We start from the raw sequence: 21,551 nt of genomic DNA on the forward strand, positions 1-21,551 counted from the left end.
AATAAAGGCATTAATCATAGATTCAAGAGAAAAATTTCTTTTACGTCCAAAATTAGAATAATATTTTTGATAAAAAGAAAGTGGGATGAAATCACTAATATCAAAAAAATGATTTAACATAGAAAGTAAATTGTATTGATTTTGATTAAAAAACTTTTCAAAATCAGAAGAAATATTAGAAAAGTTTAATTGTTTAGCTTGAACTGGCATAAGTTTTTCCTCCTTTTTTCATTTTGAGTTATACACATCTAGTTAATGTATATATACCCAAAATGGGGGAAACTTAGCCATTTCTATAAATTTAAATGTAGTATTTATGCGAGTTGTAGAGTTCTGCAACGAGCTATTTGTAAGAGTTAGTAAAGGAGGGTGAAAATGCTTACAGAAAAAGCGTTGGAGGGCTTTAAAAAATTCATAGAAAGAAATATTGCATATGCCCGCTACAAAATAGGCGGAACGTATCACCGAGCAACAATACATCGCAAAGAACGTCTTACAGACGGAAAAGTTGCGGTGTATTTTTCTATCATTCCACAAGCGGCAAACGATGTAATAATATCGGAAGTACAGCTTTTCGATACGAACAATGATTTATGGGCTTCAAAAGCTGAAAACATCGAAATTAAGAGTGTGCAAGAAGGTGTTTTATATCGTTTCGCATTTGATATTAAGGAGGTGTAACAAAAATGGCTTATAACCGCACATTCTGGAAAGACCATGTGACACAGTATGAAAACCGTTATAGAGAGGTTAATAATGGGGATGGAACAATAACACACGAACCAATTGAAGGCGAGGTAATACAGCAGGGAACTCCGCAAAATGAACCGAATTTTAACAATATTGAAGAGGGAGTTTTTGCGGCAAATGAAATGGGAAGCGAAGCAACAAGAGTGTTATTGCACCATGACCAGACGTTAAAGAAGCTAATAGGAGAGGCGGGAGAAACAACGCTTACAAATTCCCTTGAATACCCGTTCAATAATTCGATAAAAACAATTGCAATTGCAACAAAGCGAGATACAACAGATTATACCGTTGATATTGACGCAATAGCAACTGGTGGCGATATTGGGCGCATTGAAGTAACAGACAAACAATTGAACGGCTTCAAGATTGCATTTACAGGAAGTGCAAAAAGCGTTAACTTAAAGTATATTGTCAAAGGAGGAATTTATTAATGGCTAATATAATTATTAAATCAGAAGAACGCCGCAAGCATGAAGCGTATGTATTGGATAGTTTTAAAAAGAAAGGTTGTAATGTATCAAGAAGTGACCGTGAAGCGGCTGAATGCATAGCTGCACGTTCGCGTGAAGTATATAAAAAGCTTAAAAAGATGGAGGGGGAAATATAATGAAGATTATTGAGAAAAACGAAGGTAAAAAGATTGATTATACAATCACTGAAAACAAAATTACATTTGCCGACGAACTTATGCTTAACTTAAAGAAATACGAACGTGATGACCCGAATCATATCGACGTGTGTCTTGATAGATTTGGGAATCTTGTTTCTGGTGTTATTCCGGGAGTTGCGGAAGTGTATGTTGCGCAAATTGATATTCCGGCAAGAGAATATGATTTCATTGCGGACGGCGTAGACGAAAACGGAGAACCAAAGGAAGTTCCAATGCCGCTTCCTTTCGATATGGAAAAATGTACTTTAACGCTTTGGGCGCTAAAATAAAAATGGAGGGATAAAGATTATGACAAACTTTGATGATTTAAAATTATCCGTTGAGGCTATCAGCGGAGGAAAAAACACTGTTATTCTTGACGATTTGGGAATGCCGTCAATTGTTGTTCCATTTCCTAAATTAAAGTATTCAGACATCATAGCTGGTGGCTCACAAGACGCGCTTCCAGCTTTTATTGTGGATGGTGAAGAGGTTGACGTCATACATGTGAGTAAATATCAAAACATCGTTGTAAACAGCCGTGCATATTCATTGCCATTCAAGGACCCGAGGGTATATGTTGATTTTGACACAGCCCTTGCGTCATGCAGAAACAAAGGCGCTGGATGGCATTTGAACACAAATGCATTATGGGCGGCAATTCAAAGTTGGTGCTATAAAAACAATACAGTACCTCACGGAAATTCAAATTATGGACAAGATTACAGCAATCCACATGAAAAAGGTGTTGTAACTTACAAATATGAAAGCAATGGACAAATGTACAATGGTAGAACTGCAACAGGAAGCGGACCGGTTACTTGGTATCATAATTATGATAGTTCTGGAATTGCTGACCTTTGCGGCAACATTTGGGAATGGGCTGCCGGAATGCGCCTTGTAAATGGGGAAATTCAGATTATTCCAAACGGAAACAGTATGAAGCTTGATTGCAATATGAGTTCGTCAAGTACAGAATGGAAAGCAATTATGCCAGATGGAACACTTGTTACTCCAGGGACAGCAGGCACACTCAAATATGATGGAGAAACAGCTAGTGGAGGCGTAAGACTTAATACGGAAATCGAATTTTCAACAGAAACTATGTCGAACACATATACATCAAAACAATTTGGTACATTAACAGCGAAAACAGGTGTTGCTGTTCCGCAGTTATTGAAAGGTTTGGGACTATTCCCTATTCCGGATTATGATTATGGAAACGGAAATATATGGATAAGAAATCATGAAGCAGAGCGCGTGCCGTTCCGCGGGGCGAGTTGGTACCACACGTCCAGCGTGGGTGTTGCGGCGTTGTCCTTGTATTACCCGCGTTCTGGTTCGGGTAGCGACGTTGGCTTCCGCTCCGCTTTTTGCGAGAAACTGAAAACTGGAAGCTTATAAACTGAAAGGCGGGCGATAGCCCGTCCTTATTTTTTAAAAAAATTAACGGTTTTAGGGGGAATTATGGAAGGCTTTAAAATAAAACAGAAAATATACGACATGATACTTTATGGAAGCCCTGCTTTAACACAATTCCCAAAAGCAGAAAAATATGTACTTGCAAGCGACATAAGAAAATCAATGTATCGAATGTTTGAACTTGCCGTGACAATTGAAAAGAAATATTACAAGAAAACAACCTTACAGGATTTAGATATTGAACTTGATATATTGAGGCATTTAATAAGGCTTGCCGCAGATAAGAAATTGTATCTGAATCGAAAACCGTGTTTGCCATTCAAGAAGTATGAATATTGGGCGAGGCTTCTTGATGAAATTGGAAAAATGATTGGAGGATATAAAAAAGCCGTCAAATGACGGTTTTTATATATGGGGAGTGAGCCGTTTATATTAGCGCGTGCCGTTCCGCGGGGCGAGTTGGAACAACACGTCCAGCGCGGGTGTTGCGGCGTTGTACTTGAATAACCCGCGTTCTAATTCGAGTAACAACATTGGCTTCCGCTCCGCTCTACCTTTAGTCAGAAGATGTGCGCATACGTGCGTAAATCCAGTACAGAGGTTAAAGGGGTTCACTTCCCTTTCTGTATTACATACCGGAAAAAAGATTGAATTGCCGTAGAAACAGTTAGTAAACAAAGCAATAGTTGAAAAGTGTTACATAGTGGCACAAATATACAAGAGAGGAAACAAGGGAGAGGCGATGAAAACAATTAAGAATTTATATCCTAAAATTTATGACTTTGAAAATTTATATCAAGCATGGGAACAGGCGCAGAAAGGGAAAAGATTCAGAGAAGAAGTTTTGGCATTCGCCAACGACCTTGAAGCTAACTTGATTGATATTCAAAATCATCTTATTTACGGAACTTACCGGGTGGGGAAATACCGCCCGTTTTATGTTTATGAACCAAAGAAAAGGTTAATTATGGCTTTGCCTTTCCGTGACCGGGTTGTGCAATGGGCTATTTATAGACAACTTTTTCCGTTGCTGGATAAGCAATTTATATTTGATTCTTATGCTTGCCGCAAGGGGAAAGGGACACATGCCGCGGCGGATAGGTTGCAATATTGGTTGAGGCAAACAGACAGAAAACCAGAACGATACTATTACTTAAAGCTTGACATATCAAAATATTTTTACAGGGTGGACCATGCCGTTTTAATTGAGATACTGAAAAGAAAAATAAAAGATAAACAGTTAATTGAATTGCTTTGTACAATAATCAATTGTGAAGAAATGAAATTTGGATTGCCAGCGGGAGTTAACCCGGATATGTGTCCGGAAGATGAAAGGCTTTCAGAAGTTGGAATGCCTATAGGAAACTTGACATCACAAATGTTTGCGAATTTATATTTGAATGAACTTGACAATTACGCAAAGCATGGATTGCGATTGCATTACTACATTCGATATATGGATGATGTCATAATTCTACACCCGGACAAGAAATATCTTGCAGAGGTGAAAAATGAAATAGAGACATTTTTAAATGAAAAGCTTAATTTGCAGTTGAACAATAAAACAGCAATTCGACCTTGTAGCATGGGAATTGATTTTGTCGGATTTAGAATATGGGCGACACATAGGAAGTTGAAGAAGAAAACAGCAAAGAAGATAAAAACGCGTGTTAAATACCTTGTAAAAGCAAAAGAATCCGGAGAAGTAACGCAGGAAACTTTTGAAAGAAGTATTGCTTCATACAAGGGGATTTTACAACATTGCAATAGTTATGGATTTAGGCAGAAGCTAAATGAAATGTTCAGAAAGAATAGAGGTGAGCAACGTTGAACGAATGCAAGGATTGCATACAAGTGAAGAACTTGGAAGATAGAATAAAATCCGTTTGGAATGCGATTAATGAAACAAAGGGTTTCATTAAAGACTTTGAAAAAAGAATTACAGATTTAGAAATCGCAAAAAGTGAGAGCAGAAAAGATATAGAAAGGATATTTGACGCAATAGAGACGATTGAAAAAAATATAGTCAAAATTGCAGACGCTATGGAAGCCATGAAAAGCAAAGACATCAAGACATATGACAATTTAAAATATGAGGTTATAAAATACATCGTGCTAGCTGGGCTTGCCTTTGCCATGGCTAAACTTTTCTAAAAGGACGGTGAAAAAGAATGGAATATATAGGCTACATCATAGCAGGAGTTTTTGCCGGAGCCATTGTAACGGCATTTATTGCGGCGAAAAAAGGAAAGAAAAAATTTGAGTTCTCGAAAGTTGTACTTATGTTGGTTTTATCAACCTATTTCATAGGGGTTTTCGTAGGAGTGAAAATTGTTTTTATTGATGTATCACAATTGGGGGTTGTGCTGGCGTTCATTGGAACACCAACAGCCGCCGCGATTGCTTTTTATTGCTGGAAAGCAAAGGCAGAGAACTTATTGAAAATTAAAAAGGAAAATCCGGAAATTACGGAAGTTCCTATTGATTTTAATAATATATCATCACAATAATAAGGAGGTAATTTGGAATGAGAATAACAAAGAAAAATTCACCAAACAAGTATAATGGAAGAAGAGGTTGGAAACCAGATATGATTGTTTGTCATATCACAGAGGGGTCATATAATGGCGCGGTATCATGGTTATGCAATCCGAAGTCGCAAGCTTCGGCACATTATGTTGTTGCTAAAGATGGAAGAGTGACGCAACTTGTGGACCTAAAGGACGGTGCTTGGTGCAATGGGACAAGTACAAAGCCATCAAGCAAAGTTTATTATGGGAAATCATCACTAAAAGCCGTAAGAGATAGAAGGACCAACGCAAACTATTACACTATTTCAATTGAGCATGAGGGATTCTGGAAGGAAAACAAAGGCAAACTTACAGAAGCGCAGAAAGCCGCAACAATTGAACTGATAAAGCATATAAGGGATGAAGTGAAAAGGATATTCGAGGTAGAAATACCAGCGAATAGAGCGCATATAGTGGGACATTACGAAGTAAATCCGATAACAAAACCACATTGCCCGGGTGAGAACTTCCAGTTTGACGAAATAATAAAAGCAGTAAGTGGCTCGAATAGCACACCAACGAATACAAATGATTTTAAAGTTGGTGATACCGTAACAGTTAAAAGAAGCGCCACAAAGTACGCTACAGGACAAAGGATTGCCAATTTTGTAAAAGGAAGCAAATACAAAATAAAACAGCTTGGAGCGGATAAGGCGTTGTTATCCGGTATAAATAGCTGGGTGAAATTATCAGACTTAGAAGGAGAGGGAGGAACTAGAAACATTATAAAAGTAGGTTCAAAAGTTAAAATCACCGGAAGCAAATATGCAACAGGTCAGAAAATCCCGGGATGGGTAAAAAACAGAACTCATGAAGTTTCAAGGATAGCAGGAGAAAAAGTGCTGCTTGGAGCAAATGGTGGAATCAATAGTTGGTTGAATAAAAATGACATTAAAATTATAAAATAGGGGGAACGAAAATGGCTATATTGAATTTTTTGTTTGAAAATTGGGACAGTGTTCTTGTTGCTATAGGGTTTATTGCACTTGTTGTGGTGCTTATCAAAAGAGGCGAAACGAAGATATTGAACAATATACTTTACAAGCTGGTAACACAAGCAGAAAGAGAATTTGGAGCAGGAACAGGGGAATTGAAATATGCGGCAGTATCTGATTGGATATACGAACGTTTGCCGGCTATATTGAAATTCTTATTTACTTCAAAAGATATAGACAGAATGATTGAAAGCACACTTGAAATGGCAAAACAAAAATGGGAAAGCAACGAAAACCTAAAAATGTATATTAATAATGAAGAGAAAATTTTGCCAGAAATTAAAACGGAATAAAAGAAGCAAAAGCCCGTTGGAGAATTGATGTTCACCAGTGGGCTTTTGAACATATTTTATAGTTGAATGCTTACAAACTGTATGGTAGAATATACTCATGCATAAAATAGCATTATACCAAAAATACAGAAAGAATACAAGAAAAATTAATTTTATTAACAATATATAATAACACACTTGGAAATAATAAATATAGGAGGAAGCTACCGCGATGGAAAATAAAAATAGAGAAAAAGTTGACCTAAGTCTTGACGCAGAGACATTTTACAAGAAATATGGGCGCAAAAAAACCATATCTACATTCACTTTAGGATGTAAAGTAAATCAATATGAAACAGAGGCAATGATTGAGCTTTTTAAAAAAGCTTCATATGAAATTGTGGACTGTGAAGAGTATGCTGATGTATATGTGATAAATACTTGTACAGTAACAAATATGAGTGATAGAAAATCAAGACAATTTATAAGAAGAGCTAAAAAGAAAAATCCTTGTTCTATAATAGCTGTAGTTGGTTGTTATTCTCAAGTAGCACCTGAGGAGATTCTAGATATAGAAGAAGTAAACATTGTTATGGGAACAAATGATAGAAATAAAATTGTACAAATAATAGAGAAAGTTAATAGTAATACTAAATTGAGCACTGTTGATGATATAATGAAGGTTAGAGAATTTGAAGAAATGCAAATAAAAGAAGTAAGAGGAAAAACTAGAGCATTTTTAAAAATACAAGAAGGCTGTGATAGATTTTGCTCTTACTGTATAATACCTTATGCCAGAGGACCTGTCAGAAGCAGATTACTTGATAATATAGTAAGTGAAGTTAAAGAACTTTCAAACAATGGATTTAAAGAAATAGTTCTAACAGGTATTCATGTAGCATCTTATGGAAAAGATTTAGGAAATGTAAATTTGTTAGATGTGTTAAAGGAAATTCATAAAATAGAAGGTATTAAAAGAATAAGATTAAGTTCTGTAGAACCTCTTCTTATGACAGATGATTTTATAAAAGAAATATCTTCTATGGATAAGATATGTCCTCACTTTCACTTATCCCTTCAAAGTGGATGTGATGAAACGTTAAAAAGAATGAATAGAAAATATACTACAAAAGAATATAAAGATATAGTTAAAAAAATTAGAGAAAACATAAAAAATGCATCTATAACTACAGATGTCATAGTTGGTTTTCCAGGAGAAACTGATGAAGAGTTTGAAAAGACTTATAGATTTTTAGAAGAAATAGAACTTTCTCAAATGCATATATTCAAGTATTCTCCAAGAAAAGGAACTCCTGCTGCTGTTATGAAAAATCAAGTAGATCCTAAGATAAAGCAAGTGAGAAGTGAAAAGCTTATAAGTTTATCTAAGGAGAATTATGTAAAATTTGCATCTGATTTCATAGATAAGACTATGCCAGTATTATTTGAGCAAAAATTAGAAAATGGATATTATGAAGGATTAACTCCTAATTATATAAGAGTTTTAGTTAAAGAAGAAGATATAGAAGGAAAAATATTAAATGTGAAATTAAAGGAAATAAAAGAAGAATTTGTAGAAGGAATTTTGATTTAAATATAGTATTTATATTTTAGGTTTCATTGTAAGGAGGTGTAAACTTTGGAAAATTGTATATTTTGCAAAATAGTCAATGGAGAAATTCCATCAACTAAAGTGTATGAGGATGATAAAGTGTTTGCATTTAAAGATATAAATCCAGTAGCTCCAATTCATATTTTGGTAATACCCAAAAAACATTATGAATCTGTAATAGATATACCAGATAATGAAATGGACATTATAGCTGATATTCATAAAATAATAAATAAAATTGCTAAAGAAATGAATTTTGAACAAAATGGATTTAGAATTGTAAATAATTGTGGAAAAGACGCTGGTCAAGAAGTAAAGCACGTACATTATCATATTATTGGTGGAAAAACCTTAAATTGGCCATAAAATTAAAAAATACTTGATAAAAGTCAAAAATTAGTTTATAATAATTGGGTATGGTAGTAACCCTGTAGCAAACCAAGCTTATAGTCACAGTTATAGTTATAGCAGAATTGCTGGTATCGGAGGGAGGGAAGAAGAATGTCAGAAATAAAAGTAAGAGAAAACGAAACTTTAGATAGTGCTCTTAGAAGATTTAAGCGTCAATGTGCTATGTCTGGTATATTATCTGAAGTTAGAAAAAGAGAGCATTACGATAAGCCAAGCGTAAAGCGTAAGAAAAAAGCTGAGGCTGCAAGAAGAAAAAAAGCAAAAAGATATTAGATAAGAGGTGAAAGGGAATGTCCCTTAAATCGAAGTTAATGGATGATTTGAAGCTTGCCATGAAAGAGAAAAATCAAGTTAAAAAATCTGTTGTTACTCTTATAAGATCTGCAGTTAAGCAATATGAAGTAGACAATAGAGCTGAACTTGATGATGAAGGGATATTAGATATTGTTTATAAGCAGATGAAACAAAGAAAAGATGCCCTTGAAGAGTTTGAAAAGGCAGGCAGAGAAGATCTTATAAATCAGACACAGTCTGAAATTGAAGTACTTAAAACCTATTTACCGGTTCAATTAAGTGAAGAAGAAGTTGAAAAAATAGTTATAGAAACTATAAATGAAGTCAATGCTTCTTCAATGAAAGAGATGGGTAAAGTTATGTCAGCTATAATGCCTAAAGTAAAAGGTAAAGCTGATGGAAAGATTGTAAATGAATTAGTAAAAAAACACTTACAATAGATTCAAAAGACTAAAGCTTAGCTTTAGTCTTTTTCATATCATATAAAAAATTCCAACTTTAAAGTTGGAATTTTTTATTCTATAGGAAACTATAAATTTTTTAAACTGTTGATAACTTTGGTAACTGAATAAAAGTATCAACTATTTTGAGCAACGGAGTCCGTTAGGACTCGTTGGCGACATGAGCCATGCGATAGCATGAAGCGAATTTTTTTATATGATAAAACAAGGATTTGTATATAAATATAAAGAATGATTATATATAGTAAAGAAAAAATTTGTCAAATTTATCATAGATATATATAATTATATTATTGCATATATATTGAATATAATAGTTTATAGTATACTTTTTTTAGGGGGAAATTTTAAAAGAGGGGAGAGACAGAGTGAGAGATTCAAAAGAGTTATTAATAAAGAGCATACAAATGTTTTTAAACAATCAGAAGGAAAAAATAGATAAAGCAATGATAAATTTGATGAAATATCGTATATATAGAGAAAAAGAATATGAATTAGAACTAAAAAGATTCTTTCATATTGTGAGAGGAACAGGTAGTACATTAAAGCTTGATTATTTATCACAATTAGCAGGAGAGTATGAAGATTATTTAGAGTGCATAAAAAATAAAACATTTATTAGTGATGAAGTTTTTTCTAATTTATTAAAAGGTTTAGGTTATATTTATGAAGAAATAGAAAATTTGAAACAAAAATATATGTTTAGTATGAATGATAAAGATGTTAAAATAGAAAATAAAAATATAGATACTGAAAATAGGGGAAACATATTAATAGTTGATGATGATATAAATTTACTTTATTTACTGGAAAATGTATTTAAAGAAGACGGATATAATGTAATTACTTCCTCTAGTCCAGATAATGTGATGAGTATATTAAAACAAGAGAAAATAGATTTAGCAATTTTAGATGTAATTATGCCTGAAAAAAATGGATTTGAAGTATTAAAACAAATAAAAGAAGAAAAAATTAATGTACCTATAATATTTTTAACAGCTAAAAATATTACAAAAGATAAAATAAAAGCTTTAAGAGAAGGAGTAGAAGATTATATTACAAAGCCATTTCAAATAGAGGAACTTACTGTAAGGGTAGAATGTATACTTAAGAAGGTTAATAGCTATAAAAGAAAAATAATAAAAGATAATTTAACAGGAGTATATAATAAGGATTACTTTAATGAGCGATTAAAAGAAATTAAAAATATTTCTAAAAATGAGAAAAGAGTTTTTTCTATAGCCTTTATAGATTTTGATTATTTTAAAGAAATTAATGACAAATACGGACATTTAGCAGGAGATTATGCATTAAAAGTATTTGTACAGGAATTAAAAAAATACCTTCGTAGTAGTGATGAGATATATCGTTTTGGAGGAGATGAATTTTTAATTTTATTCAATGGGACACTAGGAACGCAAGCTTATGAAGCTTTAGAAAGAGCTAGAAGTAAAATAAGTAATAAAAATATTAATTACAAAGAAAATGATAATATTAATATTTCTTTTAGCGCTGGAATTTCAACTTTTGAAGATGGATATGAATCTATTGAAGAGTCTTTAGAAAGGGCTGATAAAGCTTTATATATTTCTAAAAAATTAGGAAGAGGAAAAACTACTTATCTTGAAAAAGAAAAAAAAGAGAAGAAAAAAATATTATTAATAGACGATTCTAATATAATTGTACACATGATAAAAGACAGGCTTAGTGCTAAATATGATGTAAAGTATGCTAATGATGGGCAAGAGGGTATTAATATTTTTAAAGAGTTTAAGCCAGATCTTGTAATTACTGATTTATTTCTTCCTAAAGTAGATGGGTTTGAAGTATGTAAAAAAATAAAAAGTGATGAAAATATAAAAAATACTAAAATCATTATTTTGAGTTGCAATTGTAAGGAGGAAGATATTAATAAATGTTTTGAAGAAGGTGCAGATGATTATATGATTAAGCCATTTTCACTTATTGAGTTAGAGGATAGAGTTGAAAAAATATTAAAATAAGAAGGTGAAAACTTGAAAAGGGCGTTTTTTACTTTTATTATTATTATTATTTTTATATTATCAAATATTTGTTTTGCTGATTCTAAAAATTCAGTATATGTAATAAACGTAAAAGGTGAAGTAAATCCTGGGATGTATTATCATATAAAAAATTCTATAAATAAGGCTGAGGATGAAAGTGCAGACTATATATTGCTTGAAATTGATACTTTTGGAGGAAGAGTTGATAGTTCTGTAAAGATAAGTGATTTAATAGTTTCATCTAATATACCTACAATAGCATTTATAAATAAAAAAGCAGAATCAGCAGGCGTTCTTATTAGTATATCCTGTGACAAAATATATATGGCTAAATCTTCAACTATAGGTTCTGCTGAGCCTGTTCCTAATACAGAAAAGAATATATCCTATTGGACTAGTCAGCTTAAAACTGTTGCAGAAGAAAAGGGAAGAGATCCACAAATTGTTGCTTCCATGGCAGATAAAGATATAAAAATAGAAGGTCTTGTTGATAAAGGAAAACTCCTTAATTTAACGACTAATAAAGCAAAAGAAATAAATTTTATAGATGGAGTAGTTTCTTCAAGAAAAGATATATACAATGATTTAAATATAAAATATGTAAATGAAAAGAAGTTAGAAGGAAATTTATATGAAAAATTTAGCAAATTCATAACCTTGAACTACGTATCTATAATACTCTTATCATTAGGGTTTGTAGGTATGGTAATAGAACTAATTACACCAGGGTTTGGTATTGGAGGTATAATAAGTATATTGGGATTTGGCTTATTCTTTGGAGGATCAGTACTTGGAGGAAATGCAGGTTATTTTGTATTCTTTGTATTTTTCATAGGAATAATATTTTTAGTATTAGAAGCAATGGCTCCTGGGTTTGGAGTATTTGGAATGTTAGGAATAGGATCTATTGCATTTAGTATAATAATGGCATCAAATTCTTTATTACAAGCCTTTATATATATAGTATTTGCATTTACAGTTACTATAATTACTTTAGTGTTTGCCATAAAAAAACTCCCAAAAAGGAAAATATCAAAAACTCTTTTTTTAAATACAAAGCTGAATAAAAAAGAAGGATTTGTATCTTCTAAAGAAAAATCTAAATATCTAGAAAAAGAAGGAATATGCATATCATATTTAAGACCTTCTGGAAAAGTACAAATTGGTGAAGAAGTACTTGATGTAATATCAGAAGGAGCTTTTGTAGAAATTGGGAAAAAAGTAAAAGTTATAAGAGTTGATGGAAGTAAAATAGTAGTTAGAGAAATTAAGGAGGGGTAATATAATGATTGGATCGATAATAGGAATAGCTTTTATAGTAATATTTATTGCTTTGTTTTTTAGTTTTATACCTGTTGGACTTTGGATTACAGCATTATTTTCAGGAGTTAAAATTTCAATTTTAACATTAGTTGGAATGAGATTTAGAAGAGTAGCTCCAGCAAGAATTGTAAATCCTATGATTAAAGCAACTAAAGCAGGACTTGATGTAGGTATAGATAAATTAGAAGCACATTATTTAGCTGGTGGAGATGTAAATTCTGTTGTAGATGCGTTAATTGCAGCTCAAAGAGCAAACATTAATTTAGAATTTGAACAAGCAGCTGCAATAGATTTAGCTGGTAGAGATGTACTTGAAGCAGTTCAGGTAAGTGTAAATCCAAAGGTTATAGAAACACCAAAAATTGCAGCTATGGCAAAGGATGGAATAGAAGTTATAGCAAGGGCTAGAGTAACTGTAAGAGCAAATATTGAAAGATTAGTAGGAGGAGCAGGGGAGGAAACTATAATAGCAAGAGTTGGAGAAGGTATAGTTACAACTGTTGGTTCATCTAGTAGTCATAAGGCTGTACTTGAAAACCCAGATTCTATTTCTCAAAGAGTACTTGAAAAAGGATTAGATTCAGGAACTGCTTTTGAAATATTATCTATAGATATAGCAGATGTTGATGTAGGAAGAAATATAGGAGCACAACTTCAAACAGATCAAGCAGAAGCTGATAAAAAAATAGCTCAGGCTAAAGCTGAGGAAAGAAGAGCCATGGCTATAGCTAAAGAACAAGAAATGAAAGCCATGGTACAAGAAATGAGAGCTAAAGTTGTTGAATCAGAAGCTCAAATACCACTTGCTATATCAGAAGCTTTTAAAAATGGTAATTTAGGAGTTATGGATTATTATAATCTAAAAAATGTAATGGCAGATACTAATATGAGAGAATCTATAGCAAAAGTAAGTGGTAATAAAGATAAAAGTCCTGATGATAAGTAAAAGGGCGTGATTATATGGAAAAAATATTAATACCTTTAATATTCTATATAGTTGGTTTTATTCTAGATAGAGCAAAAAAAGAAGATAATAAAAAAGAAAAAGTACATGAAAAAAGAACAAATAATATAAAAAATAATGTTAAAAAGTTAAATAATAAAATAAAGAAAGAAATTTTATTAGATAAAGAGATTGAATCATATAGAGTAAATGAATACAAGAAAGAAGATAATAAAATAAATTTGAATACTATAGTTGAAGCCAAATCTAAAAAGGTTGTTGAAAAAAAAGAACAAGATTTTAATTTATTTAATGATACAGATGATTTAGTAAAATCAGTAATTATGGCAGAAATATTAGGAAAACCTAAAAGTTTAAAGTAAAAAAGTCTTCAAGATGAGGACTTTTTTACTTATTCAACAATATAAAAAAATAAAACAGCAAATTTTAAAAATAAAAAAGTAGATCTTGTATTTAATCAAGATCTACTTTAAGCTGATTTTTTAGTATTTTTATTAATAGAAGTTTTTTTTACCTTTTTATCTATTAAATTAGAAGCGTGACCCATAGGACATATTGTGCACCAAGTTCTTGGTTTATAAATTATACCAAGAAAAATTCCTACTATAGTAGTAACAAATACTAATCTAAATATAGTAGAACCTATATTTGTTAAAGTTAATCCTCTTTTATATAAAGATAAAGAAAAAGAAGTAAGCATAAAAATTAAAATTGTATGTTTAAATAGTTTATTTTTCATAAAAGATGGTACATTGTATCCAATTGATAGCTTATTTAAAAATTTTCCTAAAAAAGATCCCCTAGGACAGTAATGAGAACAATGCACTTTTCCTTGTCCAGTAGATGAAAATACTATAGGAGAAATCATACAAGCTAAACCGAATGCTGCAAATCTAATATCGTAAATTGCAAGTACCATAAATGTAATGAATAAAATCCACGACCAAGTTAAATATGATTTTCTTTTTGTAATATTTTTTTTCATTTAAAAACCTCCTCATAAATCAAGAATCATTATATCTATATATTACGATATACTAATATAAATGTCAACAATAAATTTAAATATTATTTATATGGTGAAAAATATGGAATTAAATGATATTGTATTCATAAAATTATATAAGGGGAGGTGGGTAAATGATTAATTTGCCTAATGATTTACAGATTGACTTACCTAGAGTTACAACTATTGGTAATAAATGTATTAACATAGAAAACTATATAAGTGTTCTAGAATATTCTAAACAAATTATTAAAGTAAGCACTAAATTAAATATTTTAAAAATAGAGGGAGAAAATTTAGTTATAAAATACATAACTGAAGATGATTTATGCATAGAGGGAAAAATATATTCTGTTGAATATTGGGTTTAAGGGGGCATAAGTTTTGTGGCAGTATATTAAAGGTTTTTGCATAATAAGTATAGAGGGGTTAAATCTAGAAAAATTTATAAATTACTTAGTTAACAATGGAATTTATCTTTTTAATATAAGAAGGATATCTTCTACTAAAATAGAAGCATATATATATAAAGATGATATTAAAAATCTTATATATATTTATAAAAAATCTAACTATAATTTAAAAATAAAAAGATCAATTGGTCTTCCTTTTTTGATGAAAAGAATATATAAAAGAAAATCATTGTTAATAGGAGGGGTTTTATCTTTATTCATTTTAATATTTCTGACTACATTTATAACAAATGTATATATTGATTGTCCTGAAGGAATAGATAAAAAAGCTTTAAGAAAGGAACTATACAATTGTGGATTAAAGCCTTGGACTAATAAATATGCAATTGACAAAAAAGATATAAGGGATAGTATACTTTCAAAGTTTAATGATGTTGCATATATTTCTATAAACGTTAAAGGGACTAATGCATTTGTAGAAGTAGTAAAAAAAGCAGAAGAGCCTAAAGAAAATACAAAAATAAATTGTAATATAATTGCCAAAAAAGATGGTATAATAGAGAAGGTAATACCAAGAAGTGGAGAAGCTTTAGTTGGAAAAGGAGATATAGTTAAAAAAGGAGATGTTTTAATTGCAGGAGGTAATGTTGTAGCAAAAGGAGAAGTTTGGGCAAGAACATTTTATGAGATAAAAGAAAGTATAGAGTATATAGATAAGAATAAAATTAAGACAGGAAAAAGCAAAAAAACTTATAAGATAAAGTTTTTTGATAAAAATTTTCACATAAAAAGAAACATACCATATAAAAATTATGATATTAAAAAAAGAAATTTGAAAATCGAATATAAAAGCTTTAAGTTTCCTGTTGAACTTGAAATAAATACTTTTTATGAAGTGAATATAAAAGACAATAAAAAAGACGCATATAAGTTGAAAAATGTTGTTAGACAAAAAGCTTTTAAAAAAATAGACTATTTACTTCCAGTACAGGCAAGAATAATAGATAAAAAAGAAGATTACAAAATAAAGGGTAATATGTTAGAATTCACTTTAACAATACAAACTTTAGAAGATATAGGTAAAGATGAAAAAATAGAAGGAGGAAGCTATTTTGATAACACAGAAGAAAATGGAAATTGAAGATGAAGTTTTCGCTAGAGAATTATTTGGTAACTTTGATCAAAATATAAAAATAATAGAGGATAATCTTAATATTAATATAGTACTTAGAGATGGAAATGTGGTATTAATTGGAGAAGAGAAAAATATAAACCTTGCGCAGAGACTTATGAAAGAGTTAAATGGATTGGTTAAAAAAGGAAATTCTTTAAATAAGCAAAATATTTCATACTCAATTAATCTTTTGTTTGAAGGAACAGAGGAAAAAATGCAAGAGCTTACTGAAGATATAATAGCTTTTACAACTAAGGGAAAAGCTATACAACCTAAAACCCTAGGCCAAAAAGAGTATATTAAACAGATAAAAAATAATGATATTACCTTTGGTATAGGACCTGCTGGTACTGGTAAAACATACCTTGCTGTTGCCATGGCTGTAAAAGCCTTTAAAAGAGATGAAGTAAGTAGGATAATACTAACTAGACCTGCAGTTGAGGCTGGAGAAACTCTTGGATTTTTACCAGGAGACTTAAAGGATAAAATAGATCCATATCTAAGACCATTATATGATGCACTATTTGAGATATTAGGAGGAGAAAAATTTAATAAACACATGGAAAGAGGCTTGATAGAAGTAGCACCTCTTGCTTTTATGAGAGGAAGGACTTTAGATAATGCTTTTATAATACTTGATGAAGCACAAAATACTACACCTGAGCAAATGAAAATGTTTCTAACAAGACTTGGTTTTGGGTCAAAAGCTGTAGTTACAGGAGACATAACTCAAACAGATCTACCAACAAATAAAAAATCAGGACTGCTACATGCTAAGGAAGTATTAAAAGATATAAAAGGAATATCTATTGTAACATTAACAGAAAAAGATGTAGTTAGACATGAACTTGTTCAAAGAATTATAAGGGCTTATGAAAAATTTGAGAAAAAGCAAGAATATAAAAAATCTATTAAAAAGACAAAATAAAGAAAGGAGAGGGGAAATATGAAATTTAAGAAATTTTCCCTTGCCCTTTTATTTTTTTTAATAAACTTTATACTATTGTTTACATTTTTATCTCCAGAAAAGTATGAGTTAAAAGTAGGACAAAGGGCGAAAGAGGATATAAAAGCAACAAAAGATATAGAAAATAAAATAGAAACAGAAAAGCTTATAAAAAAAGCTATAGAACAAGTACAACCTGTATATAGAATAAATCCTACAGTACAAGCTGAGATAAAGTCTGATATAGAAAAGTTTTTTAATGATGTCTACTCTATTAATGCTAATGAAGAATTAAGTTTTGATGAAAAAGTAAAAAATATAAAAAAAGATTATAACAGTATTTCTGATAAATCTATAAATATAGCTTTAAAAATGGATAAGACTGCAGCTGAAAAATTGAAAAATTATATATTTGAAACTATAAATCAAATAATGAGTGCAGGGCTTACAAAAGAAGAAATTGATTATCAAAAGCAAAATGTATCTGAGTTTTTTGAAGAAATTAAAAAATTCAATCAAAATGAAAAGTTATTAGGGATAGAAATAATAAATAACTATATAAGACCTAATAAATTTTTAGATTTAGAAAAAACACAGCAAAAGACAGAAAATGCAAAAGCTTCAGTAAAAAAAGTAATAATACCTAAAGGAGAAAATATAATTTCTAAGGGTGAAATTATAACAAAAGAAAAATTAGAACTACTTCAAAGTATAGGCTTTGTTGGAAAAAAAGGAAAAGAAGATTTTTTTGTACTAATAGGATTGATATTATTTATTCTAATATTAGAAGTAGTTGGGGTTTTATATTTATATATTTTCAATAAAGAAATATTAAATAATGAGAAAAGGTTATTATTAATAATATTAATAATAAGTACAACTATTTTAATTTGTTTATCATTAAGTAGTATATCTATGTACATAATACCTGTTGCAGGTGCCAGTATGCTTATTAGTATACTCTTAAATACTAATATTGCTATAATATCAAATATAGTTATATCAATTATGATATATTTAGCTATAGGAGATGTTAATTTACTATTATTATCTTTAATATCAGGAACTTTTGGCTCTTTTGCAAATTTAGAAATATCACAAAGAAGAAATATAATATTTACAGGATTTAAAATAGGTGTAGTAAACTTTATAGTTGTTCTATCTTTAGGATTTATTACAACTACTAATTTAAAAGAACCATTAATTAACTCTGTACTTTCACTTTTATCAGGTATGTTTTCATCTATATTTGTAGTTGGAAGTCTGCCTTTATGGGAGCATTATTTTGATATATTAACTAGTTTAAAACTTCTTGAACTTTCAAGTGCTAATAATGATATATTGAAAAAAATGCTTATTGAAACGCCAGGAACTTATCATCACAGCATTATAGTTGGGAATTTAGCTGAAAGAGCCTGTGATAAAATAGGAGCTAATTCTTTATTTGCAAGAGTTGCATCATATTATCATGACATTGGAAAACTTTCAAGACCATACTTTTTTAAAGAAAATCAAATAACAACAGATAATCCTCATGATAAAATAATACCTACACTTAGTGTTAAAATAATAAAAGAACATGTTACATATGGAGTTGAACTTGCTAAAAAGTATAAACTTCCTAGTGAAATAACAAATATTATTAGAGAGCATCATGGAACGACTTTGGTAGCCTTTTTCTATCATAAAGCAAAAGAAGAAGGGTTTGATGTAAAAGAGGAAGATTTTAGATATGAAGGACCAAAGCCTCAAAGTAGAGAATCAGCAATTATAATGCTTGCTGATTCTGTAGAAGCTGCAATAAGAAGTATAAAAGAGCCTACAAAGGAAAAAATTGAAGAAATGATAAAGAAAATAATTAATGGAAAATTAAATGATGAGCAGCTTGATAAAAGTAATTTAACATTAACAGATTTAGATACTATAAAAGAAGCATTTATTGAAGTTATAATGGGAATGTTTCATGAAAGAATAGAATATCCAGAAGAAGGAGGAAATAAAATTGGAACTAATAGTAGACAATAGACAAAATAAAATAGAGGTCAATAAGAACTTAATTGATATTATAAAGAATGTAATAAGTGAATCTTTAAAATATGAAGGCTTTGACGAAGATTATGAAGTAAGCTTATCTTTTGTAGATAATGAAGAAATACATACATTAAATAAAGAGTTTAGAGGAGTAGATAGGCCTACAGATGTACTGTCATTTCCTCTTATTGAAGAAAATGACTTTAACATAGAGTTTGAAGAAAAAGCATTAGGAGATATAGTAATATCGATGGAAAAAGCTCTAGAACAAAGTAGAGAATATAACCACAGCTTTGAAAGGGAAGTAGCTTTTTTAGTTTGTCATAGCATGTTTCACTTAATGGGATATGATCACGATACTGAGGAAAATACAAAAATAATGAGAGGAAAAGAAGAAGCTGTTTTATCAAAACTTGGTATAGTGAGGGAATAATATGAGAGCTAAAAAGCTTATAAATGCATTTAATTGTGCAATAGATGGAATTATATATACACTAAAAAATGAAAGAAATATGAAAATACACTATTTAATAGCTGTATCAATATTATTTTTAAGCCTTTTCTTTGATTTAAGTAGATTTGAGATGATAATATTATTTTTTACAATATCTCTTGTTATTATATCTGAAATGATAAATACCGCTATAGAAAAATCTATAGATTTATTTACAAAAGATTATCATGAGCTTGCAAAAATAGCAAAGGATGTATCAGCTGGTGCTGTTCTTATTTCTTCTTTAAATTCAATTGTGGTAGGTTATTTGTTATTTTTTGATAGAATAAATCCATTTTCATATATAGTTTTGAACAAGATAAGAAAATCTGAAATTCATATTACTGTAATAGGACTTGTTATAGTTATGATATTAGTTATAGTAGGAAAATCTATAACTGGAAAAGGAACTCATGTAAGAGGTGGAATGCCTAGTGGTCATGCTGCACTTGCTTTTTCTGTAGCTACTGCAGTTACATTTATTTCAGAAGAAATGTTAGTTTCAACACTTACATATATATTAGCATTACTAGTAGCACAAAGTAGAATAGAAGGAGAAATTCATACAACCTTAGAAGTTATAGTTGGAGCTGTTTTAGGAATACTAATGACAATAATAATATTTCAATTAAGTCTTGGTTAAAATGGGAGTATAGTATATTCCCATTTTTTAAATTATAATATAAAATTGTTTTTAAATTTAAGTAAAAAAGATATAATAAATATAGGAAAATATATATTGGATAAAATTTAAATATTTGATATAATGGAGAATGCTCCCCTTATTTAAGTCTATATAAAGCTAGGAGGATGGATAGAATTGAAAAAAGTAAATTTAAAAAACAATCCTAAGCTAAAAGATATAAGGAAAGTATTTATAACTGGTACTTTCACATTTCTCCCAATTGCAGTAACCATTTCTCTTGTATTTTGGCTTTTTAACAAAGTAGATTATATATTTAGAGGGCCTCTTGAAAGGCTTTTAGGATTTCCTCTTTATGGTGTAGGGATTATAATTACACTTCTTTTAATTTTTTTAACCGGTATATTTGCTACTGATGTATTAGGAAAAAAGATATTTAAAGGATTTGAAAACGTTATGTATAAAATACCTTTAGTTGGTATGATATATTCATCAGTGAAGCAAGTAGTAGATGCTTTTGCAGCTAAAAAAGGAGATGGTTTCAAAAATACTGTATTAGTTCAGTATCCTTCAAGGGGTATATATACTTTAGGTTTTGTAACAACAAATAGTCCAAGCTTTATAAATGAACATACTGGGGAAGAAGGAGTTTTTGTATTTATACCTACAACTCCAAATCCAACTTCTGGAATGTTAATTACAGTTCCAAAGGATGAAATAATATATTTAGATATTTCTATAGAAAATGCTTTAAAAATTATTGTTTCTGGAGGAATTGTAGCACCTAAAGAAAATTTAGGTAGTTGCAAAATAGAGTGAAAGGTTATCCACAGAAAAATTGAGTTGAAATTACTAAATAGAAAGAGTTATTAACAGTAATATTCAAAAAAAGACGCAGTTAAATAAAGGTTCAGTAAAACCTTTTTAAAAAGGATATAGAGTTTAAAAAAACTTAAGCAATTAAAGATTTAATAGCAAGAGGATTGTGGATATTGTTAGTCTTAAACATTAAAACAAACGCAACTAACTGAGAAATACAAGCCAGTAAAACATCAGCTTTTAAAGAAACAGTATTTCTAACTTTAGATGATTTGATTT

General features: G+C 30.2%; 27 protein-coding genes and 1 pseudogene. 26 read left to right on the plus strand and 2 right to left on the minus strand.

Going from position 1 to position 21,551, the window contains the following annotated elements; genetic code table 11:
- A pseudogene (locus BUA77_RS08190) lies at nt 1–210 on the minus strand (ISNCY family transposase); the annotation flags it as partial.
- Between the two features lie 165 nt (nt 211–375).
- Here BUA77_RS08190 and BUA77_RS08195 point away from each other — a divergent pair.
- From BUA77_RS08195 to BUA77_RS08280, 19 genes are all read left to right on the plus strand, one after another.
- Nucleotides 376–681 (plus strand): hypothetical protein, encoded by a 306-nt coding sequence (locus BUA77_RS08195; protein ID WP_084605641.1) that lies wholly within the window; start codon nt 376–378, stop codon nt 679–681.
- 5 nt (nt 682–686) lie between these two features.
- On the plus strand, nt 687–1,181 hold the full coding sequence (locus tag BUA77_RS08200; protein WP_084605643.1) for a hypothetical protein: 495 nt from the start codon (nt 687–689) through the stop codon (nt 1,179–1,181).
- Nucleotides 1,181–1,357 carry a hypothetical protein gene (locus BUA77_RS14190; RefSeq protein ID WP_200773941.1) on the plus strand — a complete coding sequence of 59 codons (177 nt, stop codon included), beginning with the start codon at nt 1,181–1,183 and terminating at the stop codon, nt 1,355–1,357. The genes BUA77_RS08200 and BUA77_RS14190 overlap by 1 nt, the downstream gene beginning before the upstream one ends.
- Nucleotides 1,357–1,689, plus strand: coding sequence for a hypothetical protein (locus BUA77_RS08205; protein WP_072889091.1), 333 nt, complete (start codon nt 1,357–1,359; stop codon nt 1,687–1,689). Before BUA77_RS14190 ends, BUA77_RS08205 begins: the two co-directional genes overlap by 1 nt.
- Nucleotides 1,690–1,708: 19 nt before the next feature.
- On the plus strand, nt 1,709–2,803 hold the full coding sequence (locus BUA77_RS08210) for an SUMF1/EgtB/PvdO family nonheme iron enzyme (protein WP_072889093.1): 1,095 nt from the start codon (nt 1,709–1,711) through the stop codon (nt 2,801–2,803).
- A 63-nt stretch (nt 2,804–2,866) separates the two neighbouring features.
- Nucleotides 2,867–3,220 (plus strand): diversity-generating retroelement protein Avd, encoded by a 354-nt coding sequence (avd, locus tag BUA77_RS08215; protein ID WP_072889095.1) that lies wholly within the window; start codon nt 2,867–2,869, stop codon nt 3,218–3,220.
- 343 nt (nt 3,221–3,563) lie between these two features.
- Nucleotides 3,564–4,652 (plus strand): reverse transcriptase/maturase family protein, encoded by a 1,089-nt coding sequence (locus BUA77_RS08220; protein ID WP_072889097.1) that lies wholly within the window; start codon nt 3,564–3,566, stop codon nt 4,650–4,652.
- A 23-nt stretch (nt 4,653–4,675) separates the two neighbouring features.
- Entirely contained in the window at nt 4,676–4,975 is a 300-nt protein-coding gene (locus BUA77_RS08225) for a hypothetical protein (RefSeq protein ID WP_143145339.1), read from the plus strand.
- Nucleotides 4,976–4,992: 17 nt separating this feature from the next.
- Nucleotides 4,993–5,331 (plus strand): hypothetical protein, encoded by a 339-nt coding sequence (locus BUA77_RS08230; protein WP_072889099.1) that lies wholly within the window; start codon nt 4,993–4,995, stop codon nt 5,329–5,331.
- Nucleotides 5,332–5,348: 17 nt separating this feature from the next.
- Nucleotides 5,349–6,299 (plus strand): N-acetylmuramoyl-L-alanine amidase, encoded by a 951-nt coding sequence (locus BUA77_RS08235; RefSeq protein WP_072889101.1) that lies wholly within the window; start codon nt 5,349–5,351, stop codon nt 6,297–6,299.
- Nucleotides 6,300–6,310: 11 nt separating this feature from the next.
- A complete protein-coding gene (locus BUA77_RS08240; protein ID WP_072889103.1) occupies nt 6,311–6,679 on the plus strand; it encodes a hypothetical protein in 369 nt (122 codons plus the stop codon).
- Nucleotides 6,680–6,890: 211 nt separating this feature from the next.
- Complete coding sequence (gene mtaB / locus BUA77_RS08245) at nt 6,891–8,252, plus strand: tRNA (N(6)-L-threonylcarbamoyladenosine(37)-C(2))-methylthiotransferase MtaB (protein WP_072889105.1); 1,362 nt, start codon at nt 6,891–6,893, stop codon at nt 8,250–8,252.
- 45 nt (nt 8,253–8,297) lie between these two features.
- Entirely contained in the window at nt 8,298–8,636 is a 339-nt protein-coding gene (locus BUA77_RS08250) for a histidine triad nucleotide-binding protein (protein ID WP_072889107.1), read from the plus strand.
- 135 nt (nt 8,637–8,771) lie between these two features.
- Complete coding sequence (rpsU, locus tag BUA77_RS08255; RefSeq protein ID WP_072889109.1) at nt 8,772–8,954, plus strand: 30S ribosomal protein S21; 183 nt, start codon at nt 8,772–8,774, stop codon at nt 8,952–8,954.
- A gap of 17 nt (nt 8,955–8,971) precedes the next feature.
- Nucleotides 8,972–9,415: a GatB/YqeY domain-containing protein gene (locus tag BUA77_RS08260; RefSeq protein WP_072889111.1), complete on the plus strand. Its 444-nt coding sequence runs from the start codon at nt 8,972–8,974 to the stop codon at nt 9,413–9,415.
- 389 nt (nt 9,416–9,804) lie between these two features.
- Entirely contained in the window at nt 9,805–11,439 is a 1,635-nt protein-coding gene (locus BUA77_RS08265; protein WP_072889114.1) for a response regulator, read from the plus strand.
- Nucleotides 11,440–11,451: 12 nt separating this feature from the next.
- On the plus strand, nt 11,452–12,741 hold the full coding sequence (locus tag BUA77_RS08270; RefSeq protein ID WP_072889116.1) for an NfeD family protein: 1,290 nt from the start codon (nt 11,452–11,454) through the stop codon (nt 12,739–12,741).
- Nucleotides 12,742–12,745: 4 nt separating this feature from the next.
- Complete coding sequence (floA, locus tag BUA77_RS08275; protein WP_072889118.1) at nt 12,746–13,729, plus strand: flotillin-like protein FloA; 984 nt, start codon at nt 12,746–12,748, stop codon at nt 13,727–13,729.
- Nucleotides 13,730–13,743: 14 nt separating this feature from the next.
- Nucleotides 13,744–14,109, plus strand: a complete 366-nt coding sequence (locus BUA77_RS08280; protein ID WP_072889121.1) for a hypothetical protein — start codon at nt 13,744–13,746, stop codon at nt 14,107–14,109.
- A gap of 107 nt (nt 14,110–14,216) precedes the next feature.
- Here BUA77_RS08280 and BUA77_RS08285 read toward each other — a convergent pair whose 3' ends face one another.
- A complete protein-coding gene (locus BUA77_RS08285) occupies nt 14,217–14,732 on the minus strand; it encodes a 4Fe-4S binding protein (RefSeq protein WP_072889123.1) in 516 nt (171 codons plus the stop codon).
- 155 nt (nt 14,733–14,887) lie between these two features.
- On the opposite strand from BUA77_RS08285, the gene BUA77_RS08290 reads away from it, so the two are divergent.
- The 7 genes from BUA77_RS08290 to BUA77_RS08320 all read left to right on the plus strand — a co-directional run bounded on the left by BUA77_RS08290 (nt 14,888) and on the right by BUA77_RS08320 (nt 21,272).
- Nucleotides 14,888–15,124 carry a YabP/YqfC family sporulation protein gene (locus BUA77_RS08290; RefSeq protein WP_072889125.1) on the plus strand — a complete coding sequence of 79 codons (237 nt, stop codon included), beginning with the start codon at nt 14,888–14,890 and terminating at the stop codon, nt 15,122–15,124.
- Nucleotides 15,125–15,137: 13 nt separating this feature from the next.
- Nucleotides 15,138–16,307, plus strand: coding sequence for a sporulation protein YqfD (gene yqfD, locus BUA77_RS08295; RefSeq protein ID WP_072889126.1), 1,170 nt, complete (start codon nt 15,138–15,140; stop codon nt 16,305–16,307).
- Nucleotides 16,279–17,268 carry a PhoH family protein gene (locus BUA77_RS08300; RefSeq protein ID WP_072889128.1) on the plus strand — a complete coding sequence of 330 codons (990 nt, stop codon included), beginning with the start codon at nt 16,279–16,281 and terminating at the stop codon, nt 17,266–17,268. The genes yqfD and BUA77_RS08300 overlap by 29 nt, the downstream gene beginning before the upstream one ends.
- Nucleotides 17,269–17,286: 18 nt before the next feature.
- Complete coding sequence (locus tag BUA77_RS08305) at nt 17,287–19,311, plus strand: HD family phosphohydrolase (protein WP_072889130.1); 2,025 nt, start codon at nt 17,287–17,289, stop codon at nt 19,309–19,311.
- Nucleotides 19,289–19,750: an rRNA maturation RNase YbeY gene (gene ybeY / locus BUA77_RS08310; protein WP_072889132.1), complete on the plus strand. Its 462-nt coding sequence runs from the start codon at nt 19,289–19,291 to the stop codon at nt 19,748–19,750. Before BUA77_RS08305 ends, ybeY begins: the two co-directional genes overlap by 23 nt.
- A 1-nt stretch (nt 19,751) precedes the next feature.
- Nucleotides 19,752–20,453 carry a diacylglycerol kinase gene (locus BUA77_RS08315; RefSeq protein WP_072889134.1) on the plus strand — a complete coding sequence of 234 codons (702 nt, stop codon included), beginning with the start codon at nt 19,752–19,754 and terminating at the stop codon, nt 20,451–20,453.
- Between the two features lie 177 nt (nt 20,454–20,630).
- Nucleotides 20,631–21,272 (plus strand): DUF502 domain-containing protein, encoded by a 642-nt coding sequence (locus BUA77_RS08320; protein ID WP_159428969.1) that lies wholly within the window; start codon nt 20,631–20,633, stop codon nt 21,270–21,272.
- The last annotated feature ends 279 nt before the right edge of the window (nt 21,273–21,551 follow it).

The organism is Tepidibacter formicigenes DSM 15518 (assembly GCF_900142235.1).
Taxonomy (GTDB): domain Bacteria; phylum Bacillota; class Clostridia; order Peptostreptococcales; family Peptostreptococcaceae; genus Tepidibacter; species Tepidibacter formicigenes.

What these genes read in the sequence shown, in the direction of transcription:
- BUA77_RS08195 (WP_084605641.1), top strand. Translation starts at nt 376, where the DNA reads ATGCTTACAGAAAAAGCGTTGGAGGGCTTTAAAAAATTCATAGAAAGA.
- BUA77_RS08200 (WP_084605643.1), top strand. Translation starts at nt 687, where the DNA reads ATGGCTTATAACCGCACATTCTGGAAAGACCATGTGACACAGTATGAA.
- BUA77_RS14190 (WP_200773941.1), top strand. Translation starts at nt 1,181, where the DNA reads ATGGCTAATATAATTATTAAATCAGAAGAACGCCGCAAGCATGAAGCG.
- BUA77_RS08205 (WP_072889091.1), top strand. Translation starts at nt 1,357, where the DNA reads ATGAAGATTATTGAGAAAAACGAAGGTAAAAAGATTGATTATACAATC.
- BUA77_RS08210 (WP_072889093.1), top strand. Translation starts at nt 1,709, where the DNA reads ATGACAAACTTTGATGATTTAAAATTATCCGTTGAGGCTATCAGCGGA.
- avd (WP_072889095.1), top strand. Translation starts at nt 2,867, where the DNA reads ATGGAAGGCTTTAAAATAAAACAGAAAATATACGACATGATACTTTAT.
- BUA77_RS08220 (WP_072889097.1), top strand. Translation starts at nt 3,564, where the DNA reads ATGAAAACAATTAAGAATTTATATCCTAAAATTTATGACTTTGAAAAT.
- BUA77_RS08230 (WP_072889099.1), top strand. Translation starts at nt 4,993, where the DNA reads ATGGAATATATAGGCTACATCATAGCAGGAGTTTTTGCCGGAGCCATT.
- BUA77_RS08235 (WP_072889101.1), top strand. Translation starts at nt 5,349, where the DNA reads ATGAGAATAACAAAGAAAAATTCACCAAACAAGTATAATGGAAGAAGA.
- BUA77_RS08240 (WP_072889103.1), top strand. Translation starts at nt 6,311, where the DNA reads ATGGCTATATTGAATTTTTTGTTTGAAAATTGGGACAGTGTTCTTGTT.
- mtaB (WP_072889105.1), top strand. Translation starts at nt 6,891, where the DNA reads ATGGAAAATAAAAATAGAGAAAAAGTTGACCTAAGTCTTGACGCAGAG.
- rpsU (WP_072889109.1), top strand. Translation starts at nt 8,772, where the DNA reads ATGTCAGAAATAAAAGTAAGAGAAAACGAAACTTTAGATAGTGCTCTT.
- BUA77_RS08260 (WP_072889111.1), top strand. Translation starts at nt 8,972, where the DNA reads ATGTCCCTTAAATCGAAGTTAATGGATGATTTGAAGCTTGCCATGAAA.
- floA (WP_072889118.1), top strand. Translation starts at nt 12,746, where the DNA reads ATGATTGGATCGATAATAGGAATAGCTTTTATAGTAATATTTATTGCT.
- BUA77_RS08280 (WP_072889121.1), top strand. Translation starts at nt 13,744, where the DNA reads ATGGAAAAAATATTAATACCTTTAATATTCTATATAGTTGGTTTTATT.
- BUA77_RS08285 (WP_072889123.1), bottom strand. Translation starts at nt 14,732, where the DNA reads ATGAAAAAAAATATTACAAAAAGAAAATCATATTTAACTTGGTCGTGG.
- BUA77_RS08290 (WP_072889125.1), top strand. Translation starts at nt 14,888, where the DNA reads ATGATTAATTTGCCTAATGATTTACAGATTGACTTACCTAGAGTTACA.
- BUA77_RS08305 (WP_072889130.1), top strand. Translation starts at nt 17,287, where the DNA reads ATGAAATTTAAGAAATTTTCCCTTGCCCTTTTATTTTTTTTAATAAAC.
- BUA77_RS08315 (WP_072889134.1), top strand. Translation starts at nt 19,752, where the DNA reads ATGAGAGCTAAAAAGCTTATAAATGCATTTAATTGTGCAATAGATGGA.